This window comes from Geomonas sp. (assembly GCF_056994735.1).
This window is the reverse complement of the sequence record NZ_JBXKJL010000251.1, coordinates 14,225-36,154: the sequence shown is the minus strand read 5'-3', so window position 1 is coordinate 36,154 and position 21,930 is coordinate 14,225. Positions and strand designations below refer to the sequence as shown.

Genomic DNA, 21,930 nt, shown 5'->3' with positions numbered 1-21,930 from the left:
TATCGACGAGACGGTGAGGGAGATCCTGGGAGGAGTCCGCTCCGCCTGCACCTATGTCGGCGCGGCGGCATTGAAGGAACTGACCAAGCGGACGACCTTCATCCGCGTTCGCGAGCAGGAAAACCGGATCTTCGATTAAGTCAGGACCGAGAGGCATTCAACAGGGATTTACAGGATTGACAGGATAAAACCCTCCGACCTCCGAACTGCACCAGCGGTTCGCGCCCGGAAGGGCGCTCCTACGTTGAAGCCAACCTGATTTTAAAGGTTTTCCTCCGTGTTCCCCTGTCTTCCTCTATCTTCCTCTGAGTCCTCTGTGGTAAAGCTCTTGCCTTTTACATCCCGTTCATCCTGCCCATCCCTGTTTAAATGCCTTTGACTTCCAGCGCCTCTCGCATCCGCCTCAACGCCTCCGCAAGGAGCGAGCTGGGGCAGCCGAAGTTCAGCCTGACGAAGCCGGGAAGGCCGAAATCCGCCCCGCCGGAGAGCCCAACGCCGGCGTCTTCGAAGAAGCTGACCGGATCTTCAATGCCGGAATCACGGAGGTCGATCCAGGACAGGTAGGTCGCCTCGACATGCGCCACCGTGAACCCCATCCTCGCCACCTCCTGCGCCACCAGATCCCTGTTCCCGCGCAGGTAGGCGATCAGCTCCCTCCTCCACTCCCCGCCGTGACGATAGGCGGCTTCGGCCGCCGTGTAACCGAGCAGGTTGACGTGCGGGACGATCCTCCCCATGGCCTTGTGGAAAGCCCGACGAAGGGTGTCGTCCGAGATGACGGCGAAAGAGCAGCCGAGACCGGGGACGTTAAAGGTCTTGCTGGGGGCCATCAGCGTGATCGTCCTGCGCGAGGTCTCCTCGGAAAGGGTGGCGGTCGGGATGTGCCGCATCTTCTCGTCCAGCACCAAGCCGGCGTGAATCTCGTCACTGCAGATCACCAGGTCGTGCCGCTCCGCAAAAGCGGCCAAGGCGGCCAGTTCGTTCCGGGTCCAGACCCGGCCCACCGGGTTATGGGGACTGCAAAGCAATAAAAGCCGCGTCGCAGGCGTCACCGCAGCCTCCAGCGCCTCCAGGTCCAGTCCCCAGCGCCCCTCCTCGTACTTGAGGAGCACCTTGGTAACTTTCCGCCCGGAAAGAGGCGGCGCGGACATGAAGGGAGGATAGACCGGGATGAAGGTAATGGCCTCGTCATCCTGCACTCCTACCGCTCGACAGCTGACGTTGAGGCCGGTGACCAGCCCGGGAAGCCAGGTGATCCACTCCTTCTTCACCTGCCAATTAAACTCCGAGTCAAGAGAGTCGATCACCGCCTCTGTCAGCCCCTCCGGCGGCGCCGTGTAGCCGAAGATGCCGTGACTGACCCGCTCGCGAAGGGCCTCGATGACGGCAGGAGGCGAGCGGAAATCCATGTCCGCCACCCAAAGAGGGATGATGTCCCTGCCCCGATACTTGTCCCACTTCTCGCTGGAAGTCCCTCGCCTGTCGATAATCTCGTCGAAGTCATAGTTGTTCTGGCTCATCGGCTCTCCTGTACCAGTTCCCGCCACGGCCACTGCCGGGTCCCTATCTCCTGTAGTGCCGCATAGCATAAATCAACCAGCAGACATTGCCAATAGCTCATAAGTAAACCAGGACCTGACTGGAATGGCCGCCCGGGCTGAGTTTGTCGAAGCACGTCACGGGACCTCCGTCCTCGCGGACAGTCATGACCGCGTATCGGTTCCCAGCACAGGCAATGAAGGCCGCCACTTTCCGACTTATTGACAATCACCAGCGACTGCCTAACATATCTTAACTGTGTATAGCCATTCGTGGGGGGATGACAACCTCACGGTCTGTGAAACCCGTTCGTGCTAACGTCAGCTAATACCGGTATCGGCAGAGATATGGCCGTTGCTCTGGCTGATGCCGTCGGAGGAGAAAGCAATGACCATCTCAGAGGTTTCATCAACTGCCGCGATGACAGCTACCTTGCAGCCAACAAAAGAGAACAGCAGCAGGGAGCAGACCAATGAAGAGAGAGTTGCCAAGGTCAAGAACGCCAACTCTGCGGCCAGTGACGTCACCAACAACTCAAGTGAACTAAGGGGAGCTGGCGGACTCCTACACAGCTGGCTCAATCAGAGCTTGAAAGCCATGGACGCTCTGGGCACAGCCGAAAAGCAGACAGCCAAAGATATGGTCAAAGTTGCCACCCAGGCAGCGCGCTTTGGTTCGGGAGCCGAGATAGTTGCGAGCTTCACCTCTGAATCGACCGAGCTGTCACTGACAGAAGTCGAGGCGACCTCCACCGGCATCAGCGAGGAGTCAGTCAGCCTCCTGCTCAAAGAAACGCGACTATCCCTCTCCGTCACGACTCTTGGCCTATCGAGCAAGCGGGCCGAAAAGATTCTTAGGGTGCTTTAGGGGATCGATCTCACCAGCAGCAGCGAAGGCGGCCAAGGCCGCCCTCTATTCAACTGTCGGATGGGTTATGGCGACGGTCAGAGCTGCCGCGGCTGGCAGAGATAGCCCGGGTCACCGGCCTTGGCACCGCATCTGTTGCAGACATGGCTCGGGTTCGCGGAATGGCGGTCCATCTCCTCTATGTTTCCCTCTGCCTTGAGCTGGCACATATGCGCCTTGTGCTCGGTCGGCTTCGGGCAGCTTTCGTTCTCATTCATGGCCATTCTCCTTTACTAGGTACCGCTCAATTCTCATGATAGCAGATTCCTCGCCACGGCGCAGCAGGCTCCCCTCTCCGCCATTTCTGCATCTCCCCGTTTACATCAGTAGGTAAGTTGGTAAAAGTTTAAATTAAGCCACGTGGCCGCCATCCTCACCATCGAAAGTTCAGGGGGAAAGGAGCCTTTCCATGCAGAAAACGATGAAGGCGTTAGTGAAGAAGTATCCGAAGCAGGGGCTATGGATGGACGAGGTGCCGGTACCGGAGGTGGGAATCAACGACGTGCTGATCAAGGTGCACAACACCTCGATCTGCGGAACGGATGTCCACATATGGGACTGGACCCCGTGGGCCCAAAAGACCATTCCGGTGCCGATGGTGATCGGGCACGAGTTCGTGGGGCGGGTTGCCGCGATGGGAAGCAACGTCTTCGATCTCAACATCGGCGATGTGGTGTCGGGAGAAGGCCACATCGTCTGTGGCAGATGCCGCAACTGCCTCGCGGGTAGACGTCACCTCTGCAAGGATACCAACGCCGTCGGCGTGAACCGTTCCGGCGCCTTCGCGGAGTACATCTGCATCCCGGTCACCAACGTATGGCACGCCGACCCGAATATCCCGATGGAGATCCTCTGCATCTTCGACCCCTTCGGAAACGCCACCCATACCGCGTTGACCTTTCCGGTCCTGGGCGAGGATGTGCTGATCACCGGCGCCGGTCCGATCGGCATCATGGCGACCGCTATCGCAAGGCACGCCGGAGCCCGTTACGTCGTGACGACCGACATGAACCCGTACCGGCTGGAGCTCGCCAAGCGGATGGGGGCGACGGTGGCGGTGAACGTGAGGGAGAAGCCCCTGGCACAGGTCAGGCGTGAGCTGGGGATGAAGGAGGGGTTCGATGTGGGGCTGGAGATGTCCGGCAACCCCGAAGCATTCAGGGAGATGCTGGACAACATGTGCCATGGCGGCAAGATCGCCATGCTGGGGCTGCCACCCACTGACTTCGCCATAGACTGGAATGAGGTGATCTTCAACATGCTGACCATCAAGGGGATCTACGGGAGGGAGATGTACGAGACCTGGTACCTGATGCAATCCCTGATCAAGATCGGTCTGGACCTGCACCCGATCATCACCCACCAGATGCCCTACACCGAGTTCGAGCAAGCCTTCAGCGTGATGGGGTCGGGCAAGGCGGGGAAGGTGATCCTCGATTGGGAAGGTGTTTGAGGCAAAAACCTTTACCAGAGAGGATCACAGAGGAAAGGCAAATCCCCCCTGTCCCCCCTTTGACAAGGGGGGGACGTTCCAGGCTTCCCCTCGCCTAGATGGAACGACCATTATCGGTTCGGCAGTTGCTTCGGTTCTATTGTCAGATTGGGTTGGTTCCGGGTCCGGAGTTGCTTTGGTTCCGCAGTTGCCGTGGTTTTCCTCTGTGCCCCTCTGTGCCCCTCTTGAGTAAAGGCTTATCGTTTTGCTTATGGTTTTCTTTGCGCCTTTGCGTCTTTGCGTGAGCGCTTGAAGGAGCTTCCAATGACCGACAAGTTCGCCTGGATCGAAGAGGAGATGGCCTCCCTGCAGGAGCAGGGGCTCAGGACCCATATCCGCACCATCGGGTCACCCTGCGGGCCCTGGATGACGGTCGACGGCAAGAGGGTCCTCAACTTCTGCACCAACAACTACCTCGGCCTCGCCAATCATCCCAACCTCAAATCTGCGGCCGGCAAGGCCATCGAGGAGTGGGGTGCGGGGCCGGCGGCAGTCCGCAGCATCGCGGGGACTCTGGAACTCCATCGCCGGCTGGAGGCGCGGCTTGCCGCCTTCAAGGGGGTAGAGGATGCCCTCTACGTCCAGTCCGGTTTCTGCGCCAACCAGGCGGCCATCCCCCCCATGGTCGGCAAGGGGGACGTGGTGTTCACCGACCGTCTCAACCACGCCAGCATCATCGACGGCTGCAGGCTATCCTCGGCCAGGGTGGCGGTCTACGAACACTGCGACGTGGACGATTGCGAGCGGGTCATCAGGGAAAACCTCGGGGAGTTTCGTCGCGCCATGCTGATCACCGACGGCGTCTTCTCGATGGACGGTGACATGGCGCCGCTGGACCGGCTTTACCAGCTCTGCGAGCCGCACGGCATCATGACCATGGTCGACGACGCGCACGGCGAGGGGGTCGTAGGACGGGGGGGACGCGGCATCGTTGACCACTACAACCTCAACGGGAAATTCGATCTCGAAATAGGTACCCTTTCCAAGGCCTTCGGCGTGGTCGGGGGTGTCATCGCCGGCCGCAAGACGGTGATCGACTGGATCCGGCAGAAGGCCCGCCCGTTCCTCTTTTCCAGCGCAGTTACGGCAGCCGATACAGCCGCCTGCCTGGCCGCCGTGGAGCTGCTGGAGGAAAGCAGCGAGCTCGTAGACAGGCTTTGGGAGAATTCCCGCCACTTCAAGGACGGCATCAAGGCCGCCGGTTTTGACACTGGGAAAAGCGTCACCCCCATAATTCCGGTGATGCTGGGAGAGGCGTCGCTGGCCCAGGAGTTCTCGCGCAGGCTCTTCGCTTCCGACCCGGGAGTCTTTGCCATGCCGATCGGCTTCCCTACCGTCCCCAAGGGGCAAGCCCGCATCCGGGTCATGATCAGCGCCGCTCACTCCAGTGACGACCTGCACCTCTGCCTCGCGGCATTCTCCAGGGTCGGCAGGGAGATGGGAATCATCCGCTAGAGCGGCCGCCCAACATGCCTCTTGACATCAGCCAGATTAAGATTAGAATACAACAATAATTATTTTCATATCTGGCATTGCTTCGCTGGGGGTCAGACCCTGCTCTCTTTTATGGAGGTTGATATGAAAAGGTTAGCCGCGAGGAGTCTTCCAGAGAAGGTCATGATGGCCGCGATCATTCTATCCTGTGGTTTGGTGATGCAGGCAGAGCCTGGCGCCCTCAAGGGCAAGAAGGCCGGCGAAGCAGGCAGGTTGCAGAAGTCACCTGCAGTCCACGATTCCCGGCATGCTGTCAACGCCACGAAACCGGTAGCAACTCCCCATCAGCTCCATCCCGCCTGGTAAATACCCCCCTGATTTTAGTTTCGAATCGGGCCCGGCATCCCGCTAGCCGGGCCCGATTCGTGCTTAGTCGCAGCCGATTTAATTCTTAAGTTTCCTGATCACCAGTCGATATTCCTGGTATGTCTTTCCCCTTCGCGGGAAGCTTTATACAGGAGATATCCATGTCCCTTTCCTCGCGCATCATCGTATTGAACACCTTTGTGGTCGTCATCACCGTCGCAACTTCAATGATTTGCGGCGCGAACATCGCGGCATCGGCAGCGGCAGGCTTCGCGATATGGCTGCTGTCTTCGCTGGCCTGGCGGATCCTTTTCCGCCCCTTCCTGCTGGCTCTCGAGCAGATCTGCGTCGCCATGGAAAACGCCACCAAGGGCGACCTCTCCCACCGCGTCCGGGAGGACGGGTGCGGGGAAGTCAGCCGCCTGGGCCGGGCATTCAACGTGATGATGGCGGACTGGAACAAGACCATGCACAAGTTCTTCACCGTCACCGACCTGGTGCGGGATTCCGTTGCCATGGTCAGCGCCACTACCGACGCCATGACCTCGGCGGCCGAAGACGTCGCTCTCCAGGCTACCACCATTGCCACCGCCAGCGAAGAGATGTCCGCCACCTCGGGAGACATCGCCCGCAACTGCCTCTACGCCGCGGAAAACGCGCAGAAGGTGACCCAGGAAACGACCACGGGCGCGGATATCGTCAAGAACAGCGCCAGGCTGATGGAAAACATCTCCCAGCGGGTGATGGCCACCTCGACCACGGTAGCCGGCCTGGGCGAGCGCTCGGACCAGATCGGCGCCATCGCCGGGACCATCGAGGACATCGCCGACCAGACGAACCTGCTGGCCCTCAATGCCGCCATCGAGGCAGCCCGCGCGGGCGAGACCGGCCGCGGCTTCGCGGTCGTGGCCGACGAGGTCCGGGCGCTGGCGGAGCGGACCACCAGGGCCACCAAGGAGATCGACTCCATGATTAAGTCGATCCAGACCGAGACCAGGAGTGCCGTCGGTTCCATGGGGGAGGGGGTTGAGCAGGTCAACCAGGGAACGGCGGAGACCTGCCGCTCCGGGCAGGCGCTGGCCGACATCCTGGCCATGATCAATGACCTCAGCATGCAGATAAGCCAGATTGCCACCGCGGCCGAGGAGCAGACCGCCACCACCACCGAGATCACCAGCAATATCCAGATGATCACCAGCGTGGTAAACGGCAACGTCGACAATGCCCGCAGCACCAGGAGTGCCACCGCCAGACTGGCCCAGCAGGTGGACGAACTTCACGAACTGGTCGGCCATTTCCAGCTTACCGACGCCATGGTCTGGGACGCGAGCTTCAGCACCACCATCCCCACCTTTGACGACCAGCACAAGGTACTTTTCGGCCTGGTGAACGAACTGAGCGAGGCCATGCAGCACAAACGGAGCAAGGAGGTGATCGGCTCGGTGCTGCAGCGGCTGATCGAGTACACCGCAACGCACTTCGCCGCCGAGGAGGAGGTCTTCAGGAAGACCGGCTATCCGGAGGCGGAGCTTCATGGCAGGATCCACAAGGAGCTGGTGCAGAAGGCGCTGGGGCTGCAGGCGAAGTTCAACGGCGGAGAGATGCTGCTGACCCACGAGGTGATCGAGTTCCTGCAGGATTGGCTGGTCAAGCATATCAAAGGCACCGACAGCCGCTACGGCTCCCACCTGAGGAGCCACAATATCGCCTGAGAATGAATGGCGTCCTACGACAAGGGAATGCCGAGGCTGTTAGCTTGCGTGCTTCGACGAGCTCAGCACGAACGGATTGAGGTAGCGCCCAGGAAATTCCGAGTTCATTCCGAGTCATTCCTGTTTATTCCGGGTTACGGTACAGAAAAGCGGGTTTTAAGGTACAGAAAAAGGGACGGCTGAAATGGCCGCCCCTTTTCTTTTTGCAATCCAGGCAGGGACCCGGAAGCTACATCTGCTCACCGCGCCGGATGGTCCAGAAGTCGTCCGAGAGGTTCCTGTCCTGCATATAGGAATAGGGCATGGTGAAGTAGCCCTTCATCCCCCAGCCGGTCCCCCAGGAATTCCTGACGATGAAGCGCTTGGTCCCGTCGTCATAGCCGACCGCCAGCACCGCGTGCCCGCCGAGCTGCTTCTCTCCTGCCTCCGGCATGTTCACCACACCGCTCTTCGACACATGCGCCGACTCGAAGCTCTCGTAAACCGAGAAGCCGAAGACGAAGGGATACCCCTCGGCCAGGGTGGCCCGCATCTCGTCGAGGGTGTTAAGCCGGGCGTAGCTGATGATCTGGTGCTTTTCGGCTTCCTGGTAGCACCCCTTGGGGGGCTTCTTGGTGAAGTTGTCGATGTTGTAGGGCCAGTTGGTCTCCGAGCAGACCCCCTGCTTGGCCAGGGTCTTGATCCCGTCCCTTAGCATGGCGCCGGAGTCGGTGTTGACCGTCCTCTCGACCACCCGCTCGTTGTAATAGACGAAGAGGCGGCTCAACTCGATGTACTTGACCTTGTCCTTTACCTCCAGGTATTCCAGGGCCGCAACCAGGGCATTTGCGGTGCAACTCCCCAGCTGCCCCTGGTCCTCGATCGGCGAGCAGTGGCTCCGCAGGTCGACCTTGTTGGGGAGAGTGGTCGGAATGGGGCGGACGGCGCCGAACATCTTATCGCGGAAGTCGGGGATGTCGGGGGTCCATCCATAGCGGGCAAGATGTCTCGGCGGTATCTGCTGTGTCTGTGAGATCATGTCTTCCTCCTGATATCTGTTTACATGCCGATGCGGAGCAGGGCAACACTGTTAGATCCCACCAATGATACCGAGTGACAGTACCTTTGCAACATGACGGCTCCGCTCGATCTTCTGCCCCTCTTTTTCCAGCCACCGGAATTAAGGAGTTCTCCTTACCAGCGTTTTCTGCTACAGTTTTGCCTAGACTCAATGCCTTCGAGGTGGCCATGCCAGAAAGAACAGCCCTTCTCCTGCTACAGATGGGGGGGCCAGACTCTATTGCCGCAGTTGAACCGTTCCTTTTGAACCTGTTCAATGACCGTGACATCATCAAGATCGGTCCCGCCTTCCTGCAGCCCTTCATAGCGAGGCGCATCGTCAAGAAACGCGCACCGAAGGTGGAAGGGTACTATCAGCAGATCGGCGGCAAGTCCCCGATCCGGGAACTGACCGACGCCCAGGGGAAGGGTCTGGAGCAGCTTCTGGGGGAGCCGTACCGCTCCTTCGTCGCCATGCGCTACTCCCGCCCTTCCACGGTGGACGCACTGGCCGCCATCAGGCGGGAAGGGATCAACCGCATCGTGGCCCTTTCGCTTTACCCGCACTACTCGAAGGCCACCACCGGCTCGAGCATGAACGAGTTGCAGCGCGTGCTGAAGGAGTCGGGTCTCAAGTTCGACATCGTCCCGGTGGACCGTTTCTACGACCACCCCCTCTACATAGCGGCGTTGACCGAGAAGGTCACCAAGGCGCTCGCCTCCTTCCCCGATCCGGATGAAGTCGAGATCGTCTTCTCGGCGCACTCGCTCCCCCAGTCCTTCATCGACGAGGGCGACCCCTACCTCTCCCACATCCAGGAAACGGTGCGCCTGGTGATGGAGCAGATCGGCCAGCGCAGCCACCAGCTGTGCTTCCAGTCGAAGGCCAGCAAGGTGAAATGGCTGGAGCCTTCGACCGAGCAGATGCTGCGGAGCCTCGCCGACGCCGGGCGCAGGAACCTCCTGATGGTCCCGCTCTCCTTCGTCTCCGACCACATCGAGACCCTTTACGAAATCGACATCCAGTACGGGGAGGAAGCCCGGGGGCTGGGGATCGAGAGATTCGTCCGCTGTGAGTCGCTCAACTCCTCGCCGCTCTTCCTGGAGTGCCTGGCCGACCTGGTGCGCAAGGCCGAAAGATCATGAAAACCTGCAGCATCTGCAAGAACGAGTTCGACGAGAACGAGCCCCGCTCCCTGTACGGCGAGGCGGGCGAATGGCTGGCCGGGGAACTGTGGAAGGACGCGGGGGAGCTCTGCCAGAGCTGCCTCGAGAACCGGGCGCGGCTGTCGATGATGTACTGCCACGAGATGAACACCTAGGATCAAGTTTCGGGAGGATCCATGGAACGGATCACCATAGACGATATCAACCTCACCCTGGCGAGCCCGATCGAGCTGCCCCTTCGCTGGGTAGGGAACGAGGAACTCCTCAGACAGCTCCTGGCGGCGTGGATGGTCATCGACGACCGCGACATCCCCTTCAACCCGCGGCTGATCGGCAAGCCGGGAGTAGGCAAGACCACCCTCGGCTACGCGGCCGCGAAGAGGCTCGGGAGAAAGGTCTACCTCTTCCAAGCCACCATGGACACCCGCCCTGAGGACCTGATCGTCACCCCCGTGATCGGCCCGGACGGCACCATCCAGTATGCGGCATCCTCGCTGGTCTCCGCCATGATCAAGGGGGGCGTGCTGATCCTCGACGAGGGGAACCGGATGAGCGAAAAGGCCTGGGCCTCGCTGGCGCCGCTCCTTGACGACCGCAGGTACGTGGAGTCGATCATCACCGGACTGAGGATCTCCGCCCATCCCGACTTCCGCATCGTGGTGACCATGAACGAGGACTCCTCCACCTTCGAGGTCCCGGAATACATCCATTCGCGGCTTCAGCCGCAGCTCTACATCGATTTCCCCGAGGCCGACGAGGAACTGACCATCCTCAAGGAGAACCTCCCCTTCGCCGGCACCAGCATCCTCAACTATGTCGTCAAGTTCCTCCAGCGCGGGCACGCGGCAGACGAGCCGTACTCGGTGCGCGACGGCATCAACATCGCCCGCTACGCCTTGAAGATGATGGCGGCGACGGAAAGGGACCTGGGGGAACTGCTGCCGCTGGCGGTGGAAAGGATCCTGGGGGAAGAGGCCCTCAGGTATCTCGAATAGGCGACTTGCCCCCACCGGGAACCCGACCATGCCCGAAAGAGTACACCTCGAAAGTTTCGGCAACGTACATGCCCTGCCGATACTCCACTACCGCATGGAGTTCGCCCACCTGGTCCGTGAGGCGTTCTCCGCGCTCAAGCCGGACTGCATCGCCATAGAGCTCCCCCAGACCCTGGAGGCCCAGTTCGTGCGCGCCATTCACCGGCTCCCGGAACTGTCGGTGCTCTCCTACCAGGCCGGCGAGCAGTCGGCCTTCCTGATCATCGAGCCGGCAGACCCGCTTATCGAAGGGGCACGGCTGGCGCTCGAGCATGACCTCCCCCTCCACCTGATCGACATCGACCTGGACAGCTACCCGTCGTACACCGAGCAACTCCCCGACTCCTACGCCATACACCGCATCGGGCTGGAACCTTTCTACCGCGAGGTCGCCGGGTACTACCGTGCCATTCCTCCGGCCGACGAGGACCTCCGCCGGGAAAGCGGCATGGCCTTCAAGCTGCAGCAGCTTTCCGCCTCCCACGAGAGGATCCTCTTCATCTGTGGCATGTCCCACGTGGAAAGGATCCGCGAGCTTTTCTCCCAAAGCCTGGCGCAACAGCTCACCCGCACCAGGCGCGAGGGGGTAAGCCTGTGGAACCTGCATCCCGAGTGCTGCCACGAGGTCCTCGCCGAGTACCCGTTCCTGTCGGCCATCTACGAGAAGAGAAGGAACCCGCTTCCGCCCGAGCAGCTCCCCGGCCCCTCCCTGAGAAAGAGCTTCAACGCCTTCGAGCTGATCCTCGGCGGGAAGAAGACGATCCCGGAAGCGGAAGTGCTGGCGGAATCGGTGGAGCGAAGCGCCCGGCGGGTAGGTGACGAGGGGTACATGCCGGACCGGCAGAAGATCATGCTGCGGCTTTTCCTGGAGTCGGCGCGACACTACAGTCAGGAGACCGGGGAGAAGGTGCACTTCTGGCAGAAACGGTCCTTCTTCAAGTTTTCCCGGAACTATGCCCTGCTGGGGAACGCGCTCCTTCCCGACCTTTTCCAGATGCTGGCCGCCGCCCGCGGATGCCTGGACGACAACTTCGCCTATGCCTTCTACCGGCTGGCGTCATTTTATCCCTGGCAGCGCGAGGCCAGCGACCTGCCGACGCTGCGGCTGACCGCCGCGGAGCTTTGGTCCGGGACCCGCAAGATCCGCTTCAGGCCGAAAGAGCTGCAGCGTGCCAAGGGGCGGCAGGGTATGAAGCTCATGAACCGGAAGAAGGAGCTGAGGCCGGGCGACTGGCTGGACGGCTTCGACGACCCATCGATCTGCTCCTATCCCCCCGAGGACCTGGTGATCGAGGAATACGGCAGGAACCTGAAGCGGATCGGGGCCCGGCAGCTCAGCGAAGAGCAGAGCCGCGTCGAGCCCTTCACCTCCTCCATGCTGGACGGGATCGACATGCGGGAGACCATCAGGAACCTGCACGAAGGGAAGATCTACGTCAGGGAGCACAGGCGCCTGAAGAGCGGCGTGGGGTCCGTGGTGGTGGTCTTCGACGAGGACAGGGAGGGATCGCGTTTCCCATACTGCATGACCTGGCTGGGAGAGCACGAGCAGGAATCGGACATGGCCTTCTACGCCACGCCGCCGACGGGGAATATCGTGGGGCCGGGGATATCGCGCTGCGAGTATGGCGGATTCCTGCTGAGCTATCCGCCGCGCAGGATGAGCGACGTCTGGAGTGATATCGACTATCGAGGGGCCTTGGGAAAGGGAGAAGTGCTGCTGATGGCGGCGCTTGATTATTCTCTGGAGAAGGATGTGATCTATGTGGCGGCGAAGCCGCCGCGGAGCTACCTGAAGCAGCTCGCCTCGAGGGTCAGCAAGAGGATCATCTACCTCCCGCTGGGAAGCCTCTCTCCCGTCTCGCTCAAGAAGCTCAGGGTCTTCCACATCCTCTACGGACGGGACAAGAGGGAGATTGCCAAGGACTACATCTGGTAAGGCTGAAGCAGGAGCCGCAGGTGTTGCGTTTCCCCCTCCCCGGCCCTCCCCCTCCGGGGGAGGTAGCTGTCTGACGGACGGCCGTCTGTGAGGAGCTGTCTGACAGTCGGCCCTCTGTAAGGGATGGCTGTTCTTCGATGTGACGGAGGCGTCGGATAGTCCCCGCCCCCGGAGGGGGAGGGTTAGGGAGGGGGAAAGCCGTCTCGTTCACCCTCGACTCTTTCCATCAACGTGGAATAGATCATCTCCAGGACCCCCTCCGTATTCTCAAAAACTTCATTGTCCCAGACCCGCACCACCTTTATCCCACGACGTTGCAGAGCAGCCGTCCGCTGTGAGTCTTGCACCACTGTGTCACCATGCTGCCCGCCATCCAGCTCAACGACCAGCTTAGCTTCCGGGCAATAGAAATCGAGGATGAACCTCTCCAAGGGATGCTGCCGGCGGAACCGAAATCCGCCGAGCTGCTTCCGTCGGAGAAGGTACCAGAGAAATTGTTCGGCGTCGGTCATGTTACTGCGCAGGGCGCGTGCGGATTTGAGGAGCCAAGGCGGGACGGGTGGTGGATTGTATGGATTCTTGACCATGTTCCCTCCCTGCAGGAAGGGTAACATGCGAGTGGCGGCATTGCATCTATTGCAGCAGTTTCCCCCTCCCCAGCCCTCCCCCTCCGGGGGAGGGAGCTGTCTGACAGTCGGCCGTCTGTGAGGGAGCACTCTGACAGTCGGCCCTTGTGAGGGAACAGCCCGGCAGTTCTTCGATGTGACTAAGGAGTAGGACAGTCCCCGCCCCCGGAGGGGAGGGTTAGGGAGGGGGACAGCCATGCCCCCCGACTACCTCTGCCGCAACATTTATCCCTTCCGCAGCACCCTCTTATCCCCCAGCCTGATCGTCACCCGCTCCTGGTCGAAGTACTCCAGGAGGGGAATCATGAACTTCCTTGAGAGTCCGGTTATCTCCCGGAACTGCGGCGGAGTGATCTCGCCCTGCTCCTTGAGATGGCAAACCAGCTTCTCCCTGATCTCGGCCAGCGCCCCCGGCGCGTAGAAGACGTCGGGCTTGATCTTCGCCGCCCGCCCCTCCCTGGCCAGCAGGTTCGCATGCTCCAGCACCTGCTTCTCGCTGCACCCCAGCAGGTCGCAAAGCTCCTTCAGGGTCGGCGCCTCCAGCCATCCCTTCTTGAGCGCCTCCTCCAGCATCGCCTGAAGACCGGCCTGATCCTGCGTCACCCCCGCCTTACGCCCCGGAAGCTTAACGAGGTCCCGATCCGAAAGCGCCAGCCCGTCCTTTTCCAGGCTGGCCAGTACCGGACCGAAAAACCGGATGTCGCTACGCTTGGGGATGCTGGACTTCAGCTCCTCCTTCCCGATCCCTTCCTGCATCGGGTTCTCCGCCAGGTACTCGTTCAGCTCCTCGGACAACCGCTTCTTCAGGGCGGCAAATCCCTCACGCCCCAGAAAAATCCGCGGCTCCTTCACCACCTGCAGCACGACGCCACTCGACAGCAAGGGCGCCAGCGCCGCCTCGATCCTCTTGGCCGACATCCCGCTGCGGTTCACCATCTCCTGCACCGATATTCCCGAAAGCAGCGACGACTCCACCAGCAACCGGATCCTCTCCTGGTCCTCCCCCGACTCCGCCGCGGCCAGAAGTTCCAGCGCCTCTGCCGAGCGTCTGCGCCTTCTCGGCGGGGCGGGGTCGAGGACGGTCCCCCCTCCGAGGGTGGCCTGCGGAGAATAGGTCCTCAGTACGAAGGGATCCCCGGGAAGAAGGAGCACCGGCCTGGCCAGGCGCAGCTGTACAAAGGCGCTCTCTCCGGGAGCGAGGGTGTCGCGGTCGAAAAGAATTATCTTGGCAGGTACCTCGTAGGTTGCCGAATGGAGCCGCACTCCTGCGCGGTGCTTCAACTCCTTCTGCGCGGAGGCCAGATAGTTCAGCCGTACGTCGACCGCGCTGGTCGGGCGGTACAGCCCCTTCGGCACAACCACGTCGCCTCGCTCCACCTCTGTGTGCTCCACGCCCTGGAGGTTCACCGCCAGCCTTTCACCGGCGCCCCCCTTCTCGACCTTGCTCCCGAAAGACTGCACCCCCCGGACTCTGCAGGTTAGCCCCTTGGGGAGTATCTCGACCTCGTCACCAACGGAGATGGCTCCGGAGAGGAGGGTCCCGGTCACCACGGTGCCGAAACCGGTGACGGTGAAGACCCGGTCGACCGGGAGCCTGAAGGGCGAGTCCAGCCTCTTCTGCTCGATCTCCCCGGCCAGCCGGGCCAGTTCCTTTTTCAGCTCGTCCATGCCTTCGCCGGTCCTGGATGAGACGGCAACGATGGGGGCACCCTCCAGGAAGCTCCCACCCAGGTATTCCCGCACCTCCTCGGTCACCAGGTCCAACCAGTCCGGCTCGACAAGATCCCTCTTGGAGAGGACCACGATCCCCTTCTTGACCCCCAGCAGCTGGCAGATCTCCAGGTGCTCTCGGGTCTGGGGCATGATCCCTTCGTCGGCGGCTATCACCAATAAAACCAGGTCCATACCGCCTACGCCTGCCACCATGGTGCGGACGAAGCGCTCGTGTCCCGGGACGTCAACGATGCCGAAGCGCAGGCCCCCCGGAAGTTCCAGGTGGGCGAAGCCGAGCTCGATGGTGATGCCGCGGGCTTTCTCCTCTTTCAACCGGTCGGTGTCCACCCCGGTCAGCGCCTTCACCAGCGATGTCTTGCCATGATCGATATGTCCGGCGGTGCCGAGAATCAGGTGCTTCATTTCAACTCCTAAAACTACAACCGTTGACCACGGAGACACGGAGAAAACCGAATCATCTTCACCGACTCGGCAGCGGGAGGGCTATATTTGAAAAATTGAATATAACTACAGAAAGGAAAGGAAGGTCAAGCCAAAACTCATTTATGGCTCTTTAACTGCTGATGTTCCCGTCGTGAAGCGGGGGTACCGGTAGGAGCGCCCTGGTGAGCGGGACAGCGGGAGGGTTCGCGCCCGGAAGGGCGCTCCTACAAGAACCTCTTCGGTTTTCTCCGTGCTCTCCGTGTCTCCGTGGCGAATATTGTTAATCCTTGAACTGCAGCTGGTAAAGCCGGTAATACACACCCTTGGCAACCATCAGGTCGGCGTGGCTCCCTTCCTCCACCTTTTCCCCCCGATGGATGACCACTATCCGGTCCGCATCGCGGATGGTGGATAGCCGGTGGGCGACCACCAGGGTGGTCCTTCCTTCCATCAGTCCCTCCAGCCCCTGCTGGATCAGCCGCTCACTGGCGGAGTCGACACTGGCTGTGGCCTCGTCCAGCACCAGTATCTCCGGGTCGAAGGCGACGGCCCTGGCAAAGGAGATAAGCTGGCGCTCGCCGGCGGAGAAGTTGGAGCCGCGCTCGCGGACCTCCTCGTTGAAACCGTTGGGGAGATTCCTGATGAAGCGGTCGGCGCCGACCACCGCCGCCGCCTGCTCGACCCTCTTCAGGGCTTCGGGGTCGCCGAGGGAAATATTGTAGGCGATGGTCCCGGAGAAGAGATATGGGTCCTGCAGCACCACCCCGATGCGGCTTCTCAGGGACTTGAGGGACATCTCCCTGATATCGGCACCGTCTATCTCGATGGAGCCCCTGGTCACCTCGTAAAAGCGCGACAGCAACCGCGTTACCGTCGTCTTGCCGCCCCCCGTCTCCCCGACCAGCGCCACCTTTTCGCCCCTTTTCATCTCCAGCGAGAACCCCTTCAGCACGTATTCATCGCCGCTGTAGGCAAACCAGATGTTGTTGAAGGAGATCCTCTGCAGCCCCCGCCGTGGCGCCTCTGGCTCGCGCTGGGCAGGGTCCGCTGCCGGCGACGTCAGCAGTACGGTTTCCTTCTCCTCGTTGCGGTCCAGCAGGTTGAAGATCCGTTCCAGCGAGGCCATGGCACCCTGCATGACCGAATACTTCGCCGAGAGATCCCGGATGGGCGAGAAGAATCGCTCGATGTACTGGATGAAGGCGACCAGAGCGCCGAAGGAAAGGGTCCCTTTCACGATCTCCCCGCCGCCATACCAGATGATCAGGGCCACCGCCACCGAGGAAAGGGTCTCGACCACCGCGTAGAGTGCCGCGTCCCAGGTGATGACGGGAAGGTTCGCCTCCATGTACGAGGCGTTCAGTCTCCGGAACTCCCCGGCCTCGTCCCTCTCCCGGTTGAAGAGCTGGACGACGGAAATGCCGCCGATGTTCTCGGCAAGGAAGGAGCTCAAGTTTGCCTGCCGCGCCCTCACCTGCCGAAAGGCGATCCGCATCCAGTTCCTGAAGGCGAAGGCGGCCCAGATGAGAAGCGGCAGCACCGAAAAGGTGACCAGCGAGAGCCGGATGTTCATCCACAGCATGATGCCTACGATGCCGGCGAGGACCAGGATGTCGCCGACGATGGTGACGACACCGGCGGCGAACATCTCGCCGAGGACCTCGACGTCGCTCGTGAGCCTCGAGACCAGGCTGCCGACCGGGGTCTGATCGAAGAAGCGGGCTCCCAGCCGCTGGATGTGGGAGAAGAGCTCGACCCTGATGTCGTACATCACCCTCTGCCCGACGTACTGCAGCAGGTAGACCTCCGCGAAGGTGAAGAGCGATTCGGCGAGGATGATGCCGAGGAAGCCTGCCGCCAGCATCGGGAGTCCCGCCATCTGGTGGGTCATGATGTGGTTGTCGATGGCGATTTTCAGGATGTAGGGTTGGGAGAGCTTCGCCGCCGCGATGAACGGCAGGAGGAGCAGGGTGATCACGATCAGGCGGCGGTAGGGGAGGATGTAGCGGACGAAGCGCCCCATCAGCCGCCGGTCGTACATCTTGCCGACTATTTCATCCTCGTATATCCCGCCGAAGTGCATACAGTTATCTCACTTTATCTCTTATCAATATCCCCTCGCCCTCCGGGAGAGGGGCAGGGGTGAGGGCCGGTGCCACTACGGACCAAGCAGTTATAGATCTTTTCGAGAACGGCTTCCGTGTTTCTCAGTACGTCGTGATTCCAGAATCTGATCACCTGGATCCCAGACCTTGCTACAACCTCCGACCTGATCTCATCCTTTACTGCAGTTTCATCTTCATTATGTTGCCCACCATCAAGTTCGATGCCCAACCCCGATTCTCTGCAATAGAAGTCGACGATGAAGCAACCAACCCGATGCTGCCTTCGGAATTTGTAGCCTCCAAGCTGCCGGTTCCTCAACAGCATCCACAGCAGTTTTTCTGCATCTGTCTGATGAGCCCTCAACGATCTGGCAAAGTCCCGCATTTCCTCGGGAAGCCTTGGGTGCATATGGCACATTCCCTCACCCCGGCCCTCTCCCGGAGGGAGAGGGGGAGCTTGTGCGTGATAATGTAATGGCGAAGCAAGATCTAGCTCTTTTCTCTCGTCTTCGCCCGCCCTCCAGTCCACATCCCCTCGCCCTCCGGGCCTGCGCGCTAAAGCGCTTCGGCGCGCAAGCGGGAGAGAGGCAGGAGGGCCAGGCCACCCGGCTAAAGCCTCTCTATCTCCGCCTTCAACTGCTCTTCCCTGTGGATGGCGGCGTAGCGGCCCCCCAGGACCAGCAGCTCCTCGTGATTCCCCTCTTCCACGATCTTCCCCTCTTCCATCACGATGATCCTGTCGCATCCCCTCAAGGGGGAGAGTCGATGGGAGACGATCAAGACGGTCCTCTCGCCATAGTACCCGGCCAGCTCCCTGAGGATCTCCTCCTCGGTATCGGCATCGACCGCGGAAAGGGGGTCGTCCAGTATCAGTATCCGCGGCTCCTTGATCAGCGCCCGCGCGATCGCCACGCGCTGCTTTTGCCCACCCGACAGGGTCACTCCCCTCTCGCCCACCACGGTGTCAAACCCCTCGGGGAACCTGGCAATGTCCCTGACCAATCCCGCCGTCCTGGCCGCCCGCTCCACCTCTTCCCTGCAGGCCCCCGGCTTGCCGTAGCCGATGTTGTCGCCGATGGTGCGGGAGAAGAGGAAGCTCTCCTGCGGTACGAAGCCGACTGCGTCCCTGAGCTTCTTGAGCGGAAGCCGGTTGATGTCGATGCCGTCGATGAGGATGCTCCCGTCGGGGACCTGGAACAGCCTGGGAATCAGCCGGACCAGGGTCGATTTCCCGCTCCCGATTACCCCGACGATGCCGACCTTGGCCCCCTTCTCTATCTTTAGATTGATCCCTCGCAACGTGCCGGTGTCCCGGTAGGAGAAGGAGAGGTCGCGGAATTCGATATCCCCTTCAATCTCGCCGGGGTCTACGGGGTTCTCGGGCTCGTTGACCTCGGCGGTGGCGTTAAGTATCTCTCCCAGCCTGTTCATCGACGCGGCGCCTCTCTGCATCAGGTTCAGGATCCAGCCGAACATCACGGTCGGCCAGACCAGCATGGCGAGATAGCCGTTGAAGGCGACGAACCCGCCGAGGGTCAGCCCTCCCCTTATCACCTGCCCCCCCCCCACGAAGAGGACGATCAGGGTACCGACGGCGCCCGTGCCGGCCATGATGGGGAGCATGGCTCCCCTGACCTTGGCGACCCCCATGCTGGCATCGGAATAGCTTTCGCACACCTCCCGGAAGGTGGCGATCTCACCCTCCTCGCGGCAGTAGGCCTTGACTACGGCAGCCGCCGATGCGTTCTCCTCCACCCGCGTGGAGAGCCGGGCCAGGGCCTCCTGCATCCGCTTCGACCGGCGGAACATGGACGCGCTCATCCGTTGCACCACCAGGACCATCAGCGGGAAGGGAATGATGGCGCAGACGGTGAGAAAGGGGGAGATCCTGGTCATCAGGAAGATGGCCGCGGTGTAGATGATTACCGTGTTGAAGAGGCTGAGTATGCCGAATCCGAGCAGCATGCGGACGTTGGTGAGGTCGTTGGCCAGACGGGAGAGGATGTCGCCGGTCCGCCAACTGGCGAAATAGGCCATGTCCAGGTTGAGGAGTTTGCTGTAGAGGTCTTCACGCAGCAGGTACTCGATCTTTCTGCCGGCGTTGAGGAGGGTGGTGCGTGAAAAGACGCGGATGATCCCCTGCCCCACTGCGGCCGCGGCGATCATCCCGCCGTACTGGGCCGGGGTGAAGCGGACCGAGGCGGGATGCTGCAACCCTTCGATGGCGAGCTTCAATAGCCAGGGGATGGCGAGACCGCAGAGGTTGGTGCCGACGAGGAGCGATGCCCCAAGGAGATAGGCCCACCTGCGGTTCAGCATGTAGCTGTATAGTCTGTTCAGTTCCCCGATGGCACACCTCGCCGCTGGCAGTTCTCCATCATTAAAACTAATCTATTTGCCACCCACTGTCAAAGACTTTGCCGGAAGAGTCATTACAGTCATCTTGTTTTAAAATGACGTAAACCATGCACGGCAACGGGAGCCCTTGTGTCAGCTGACACTGGCCCAAGATACTGACTTTACATCGCTACTACAGTACTTTATCTCCAATCTAACTGCCTATTCATTCCTTTGTTCCAATTCTTCCTTTTTGGCCCGTTTTCCCATGCTTCGAAACAGGTAACTCCTGTCACAACGGATCTTTTTTCCCAATTCACGTTCTCTTTCAGCCAGCTCATTTTAAACTTGTGCTTGCTTTTTTGTTTTAAAAAGGCGTATATTTTTTAAAATTTTCACGGCCATTCAGCATGTATACCGCGTAAAATCGCAGCCCCGGTTCCATAGAACGGCGTTACCAGAAAAGGAGCGAGTGCATGACCGGCTTGGCTTCTTTTTCTCCAATGGGAGAGCGCTGCCCCTTTTTTTGTTAACAGGATCAGCATCTTGCTTCCTCTCAAAGTCACCAAGACGCGAGGTTCGAAGTGAAAAACAAGTTGATGCACCTCTCCATTGAAACCATGAACATCGGTTTCGTGAAGAAGGTCGAAGCCCTCTCCGGCAGCTCGGTGCGCCGCTGCTTCCAGTGCGGCAAATGCTCCGCCGGCTGCCCGATGTCCACCTTCATGGAGCACCCCCCCAACAGGATCGTCCGCCTGCTGCAGCTTGGCCAGTGGGAACGGGTCCTGGCCGGCCGCTCCATCTGGTACTGCGCCTCCTGCGAGACCTGCAGCACCCGCTGCCCCAACAAGGTCGACCTCGCCTCCATCATGGATGCCCTGAGGAAGCTCTCCTGGGACGCCGACGGCCCCTCGAAGGAAAGCTACGTCCAGCTCGCCAACCGCCTCTTCATCGAAAACATCAGGACCTACGGCAGGCAGTACGAGCTGCGGCTCGGCGCCGCCTTCAACGTCAAGAGCGGGCAGTTCCTCAAGGACCTGCTGCTCGGGCCGAAGCTCCTCTCCAAGGGGAAGCTCAAGATGTTCCATTCCAAGAACAGGAACATCGGCGAGATCGAGGGGATCTTCAAGAGAATTGAAGAGATGCGCAAGAAAGGGGAGGCGCTGTGACACCGAAGAAACGTCTGAACTACTCCTACTATCCCGGGTGCTCCCTGCACGCTTCCGGGCGCGAGTACGACATATCCACCCGCGCGCTCTTCAAGGCCCTGAACGTGGGGCTCAAGGAAGTGCCCGACTGGTTCTGCTGCGGGGCGACGCCGGCCCACAACGTGGACGAGCTCCTCTCACTCTCCCTTTGCGCCAAGAACCTCTCGCTTGCCGACGAGATCGAGGGCGACCTCGCCGTAGCCTGTGCCGCCTGCTTCTCACGTCTCAAGACGACCCAGCACCGGCTGCGGCACGACGACAGGAAGCTGAAGCAGGTGGAGACCGCCATCGACGGTCCCGTGGCCGTGCAGAAGCCGGTCAAGCACATCCTGGAGATCCTGGCGCGGGAATTCGGGCTGGCCAAGCTGGAGGAAAACGTCAAGAAGCCGCTCCTGGGGCTTAAGGTCGCCTGCTACTACGGCTGCCTCCTCACCCGCCCCCCCGAGGTCCCCGAGCTCGACGACTGCGAGGATCCCAGCATCATGGAGGACATCCTGCGTGCGCTCGGTGCCGAGCCGGTCAAATGGTCGCACCGGATGGAGTGCTGCGGCGCGAACTTCACCCTCTCCCGACCGGGCGTGGTCATCAAGCTCTCCAACGCGATACTCGACTCGGCGAAACTCGCGCAGGCCGACTGCATCATGGTCGCCTGCCCCCTTTGCCACGGCAACCTGGACATCCGGCAGCAGGGCATCGAGGAGAGCCACCAGGCCAGGTACGACCTGCCGATCTTCTACGTGACACAACTCGCCGCCCTTGCCATGGGCGTCCCTTCCGACAAGCTCGGCTTCGAGAGCGTCATTACCGACCCGAGGCCGCTTTTAAAAGAAAAAGAGCTGCTGTAGCTTTCCCGGCGGCGAAACGGATTTG

The 21,930-nt window shown here is 60.8% G+C and carries 19 protein-coding genes; 11 read left to right on the top strand and 8 right to left on the bottom strand.

Going from position 1 to position 21,930, the window contains the following annotated elements; translation table 11 throughout:
* Positions 1-365 precede the first annotated feature (365 nt).
* On the bottom strand, positions 366-1,520 hold the full coding sequence (locus tag AC11W3_RS11270; RefSeq protein ID WP_484093030.1) for a MalY/PatB family protein: 1,155 nt from the start codon (positions 1,518-1,520) through the stop codon (positions 366-368).
* A 406-nt stretch (positions 1,521-1,926) separates the two neighbouring features.
* On the opposite strand from AC11W3_RS11270, the gene AC11W3_RS11265 reads away from it, so the two are divergent.
* Complete coding sequence (locus AC11W3_RS11265; RefSeq protein WP_484089274.1) at positions 1,927-2,406, top strand: hypothetical protein; 480 nt, start codon at positions 1,927-1,929, stop codon at positions 2,404-2,406.
* A 77-nt stretch (positions 2,407-2,483) separates the two neighbouring features.
* Here the strand turns inward: AC11W3_RS11265 and AC11W3_RS11260 are convergent, their stop codons facing one another.
* Entirely contained in the window at positions 2,484-2,663 is a 180-nt protein-coding gene (locus tag AC11W3_RS11260; RefSeq protein ID WP_484089273.1) for a hypothetical protein, read from the bottom strand.
* Positions 2,664-2,854: 191 nt separating this feature from the next.
* Between AC11W3_RS11260 and tdh the strand changes: the two genes are divergently transcribed.
* The 4 genes from tdh (at position 2,855) to AC11W3_RS11240 (ending at position 7,449) form a co-directional block, all read left to right on the top strand.
* Positions 2,855-3,898, top strand: coding sequence for an L-threonine 3-dehydrogenase (tdh, locus tag AC11W3_RS11255; RefSeq protein ID WP_484089272.1), 1,044 nt, complete (start codon positions 2,855-2,857; stop codon positions 3,896-3,898).
* A gap of 303 nt (positions 3,899-4,201) precedes the next feature.
* On the top strand, positions 4,202-5,392 hold the full coding sequence (locus AC11W3_RS11250; protein ID WP_484089271.1) for a glycine C-acetyltransferase: 1,191 nt from the start codon (positions 4,202-4,204) through the stop codon (positions 5,390-5,392).
* A 123-nt stretch (positions 5,393-5,515) separates the two neighbouring features.
* On the top strand, positions 5,516-5,737 hold the full coding sequence (locus AC11W3_RS11245; protein ID WP_484089270.1) for a hypothetical protein: 222 nt from the start codon (positions 5,516-5,518) through the stop codon (positions 5,735-5,737).
* 161 nt (positions 5,738-5,898) lie between these two features.
* Positions 5,899-7,449 carry a bacteriohemerythrin gene (locus AC11W3_RS11240; protein WP_484089269.1) on the top strand — a complete coding sequence of 517 codons (1,551 nt, stop codon included), beginning with the start codon at positions 5,899-5,901 and terminating at the stop codon, positions 7,447-7,449.
* Between the two features lie 229 nt (positions 7,450-7,678).
* Here AC11W3_RS11240 and AC11W3_RS11235 read toward each other — a convergent pair whose 3' ends face one another.
* On the bottom strand, positions 7,679-8,467 hold the full coding sequence (locus AC11W3_RS11235) for a C1 family peptidase (RefSeq protein WP_484089268.1): 789 nt from the start codon (positions 8,465-8,467) through the stop codon (positions 7,679-7,681).
* 209 nt (positions 8,468-8,676) lie between these two features.
* Here AC11W3_RS11235 and hemH point away from each other — a divergent pair, with 209 nt between their 5' ends.
* The 4 genes from hemH to AC11W3_RS11215 are packed head-to-tail and all read left to right on the top strand — an operon-like array spanning position 8,677 to position 12,627.
* Positions 8,677-9,633 (top strand): ferrochelatase, encoded by a 957-nt coding sequence (gene hemH, locus AC11W3_RS11230; protein ID WP_484089267.1) that lies wholly within the window; start codon positions 8,677-8,679, stop codon positions 9,631-9,633.
* A complete protein-coding gene (locus tag AC11W3_RS11225; protein ID WP_484089266.1) occupies positions 9,630-9,809 on the top strand; it encodes a hypothetical protein in 180 nt (59 codons plus the stop codon). Before hemH ends, AC11W3_RS11225 begins: the two co-directional genes overlap by 4 nt.
* A gap of 21 nt (positions 9,810-9,830) precedes the next feature.
* The gene (locus AC11W3_RS11220; protein ID WP_484089265.1) at positions 9,831-10,649 is read left to right on the top strand and encodes an AAA family ATPase; all 819 of its coding nucleotides are present in this window, start codon (positions 9,831-9,833) and stop codon (positions 10,647-10,649) included.
* A gap of 28 nt (positions 10,650-10,677) precedes the next feature.
* Positions 10,678-12,627: a hypothetical protein gene (locus AC11W3_RS11215; RefSeq protein ID WP_484089264.1), complete on the top strand. Its 1,950-nt coding sequence runs from the start codon at positions 10,678-10,680 to the stop codon at positions 12,625-12,627.
* A 182-nt stretch (positions 12,628-12,809) separates the two neighbouring features.
* Here the strand turns inward: AC11W3_RS11215 and AC11W3_RS11210 are convergent, their stop codons facing one another.
* The 5 genes from AC11W3_RS11210 to AC11W3_RS11190 all read right to left on the bottom strand — a co-directional run bounded on the left by AC11W3_RS11210 (position 12,810) and on the right by AC11W3_RS11190 (position 19,834).
* Positions 12,810-13,214: an endonuclease domain-containing protein gene (locus AC11W3_RS11210; protein WP_484089263.1), complete on the bottom strand. Its 405-nt coding sequence runs from the start codon at positions 13,212-13,214 to the stop codon at positions 12,810-12,812.
* Positions 13,215-13,478: 264 nt separating this feature from the next.
* A complete protein-coding gene (gene selB, locus AC11W3_RS11205) occupies positions 13,479-15,389 on the bottom strand; it encodes a selenocysteine-specific translation elongation factor (protein ID WP_484093029.1) in 1,911 nt (636 codons plus the stop codon).
* A 301-nt stretch (positions 15,390-15,690) separates the two neighbouring features.
* Entirely contained in the window at positions 15,691-17,493 is a 1,803-nt protein-coding gene (locus AC11W3_RS11200) for an ABC transporter ATP-binding protein (protein WP_484089261.1), read from the bottom strand.
* A gap of 14 nt (positions 17,494-17,507) precedes the next feature.
* Complete coding sequence (locus AC11W3_RS11195) at positions 17,508-17,900, bottom strand: endonuclease domain-containing protein (protein ID WP_484089299.1); 393 nt, start codon at positions 17,898-17,900, stop codon at positions 17,508-17,510.
* 224 nt (positions 17,901-18,124) lie between these two features.
* Complete coding sequence (locus AC11W3_RS11190) at positions 18,125-19,834, bottom strand: ABC transporter ATP-binding protein (RefSeq protein WP_484093028.1); 1,710 nt, start codon at positions 19,832-19,834, stop codon at positions 18,125-18,127.
* 602 nt (positions 19,835-20,436) lie between these two features.
* On the opposite strand from AC11W3_RS11190, the gene AC11W3_RS11185 reads away from it, so the two are divergent.
* Together AC11W3_RS11185 and AC11W3_RS11180 are read left to right on the top strand one after the other, a co-directional pair.
* Positions 20,437-21,021, top strand: a complete 585-nt coding sequence (locus AC11W3_RS11185) for a 4Fe-4S dicluster domain-containing protein (protein ID WP_484089259.1) — start codon at positions 20,437-20,439, stop codon at positions 21,019-21,021.
* Positions 21,018-21,905 carry a CoB--CoM heterodisulfide reductase iron-sulfur subunit B family protein gene (locus AC11W3_RS11180; RefSeq protein WP_484089258.1) on the top strand — a complete coding sequence of 296 codons (888 nt, stop codon included), beginning with the start codon at positions 21,018-21,020 and terminating at the stop codon, positions 21,903-21,905. The genes AC11W3_RS11185 and AC11W3_RS11180 overlap by 4 nt, the downstream gene beginning before the upstream one ends.
* Positions 21,906-21,930: the final 25 nt, after the last annotated feature.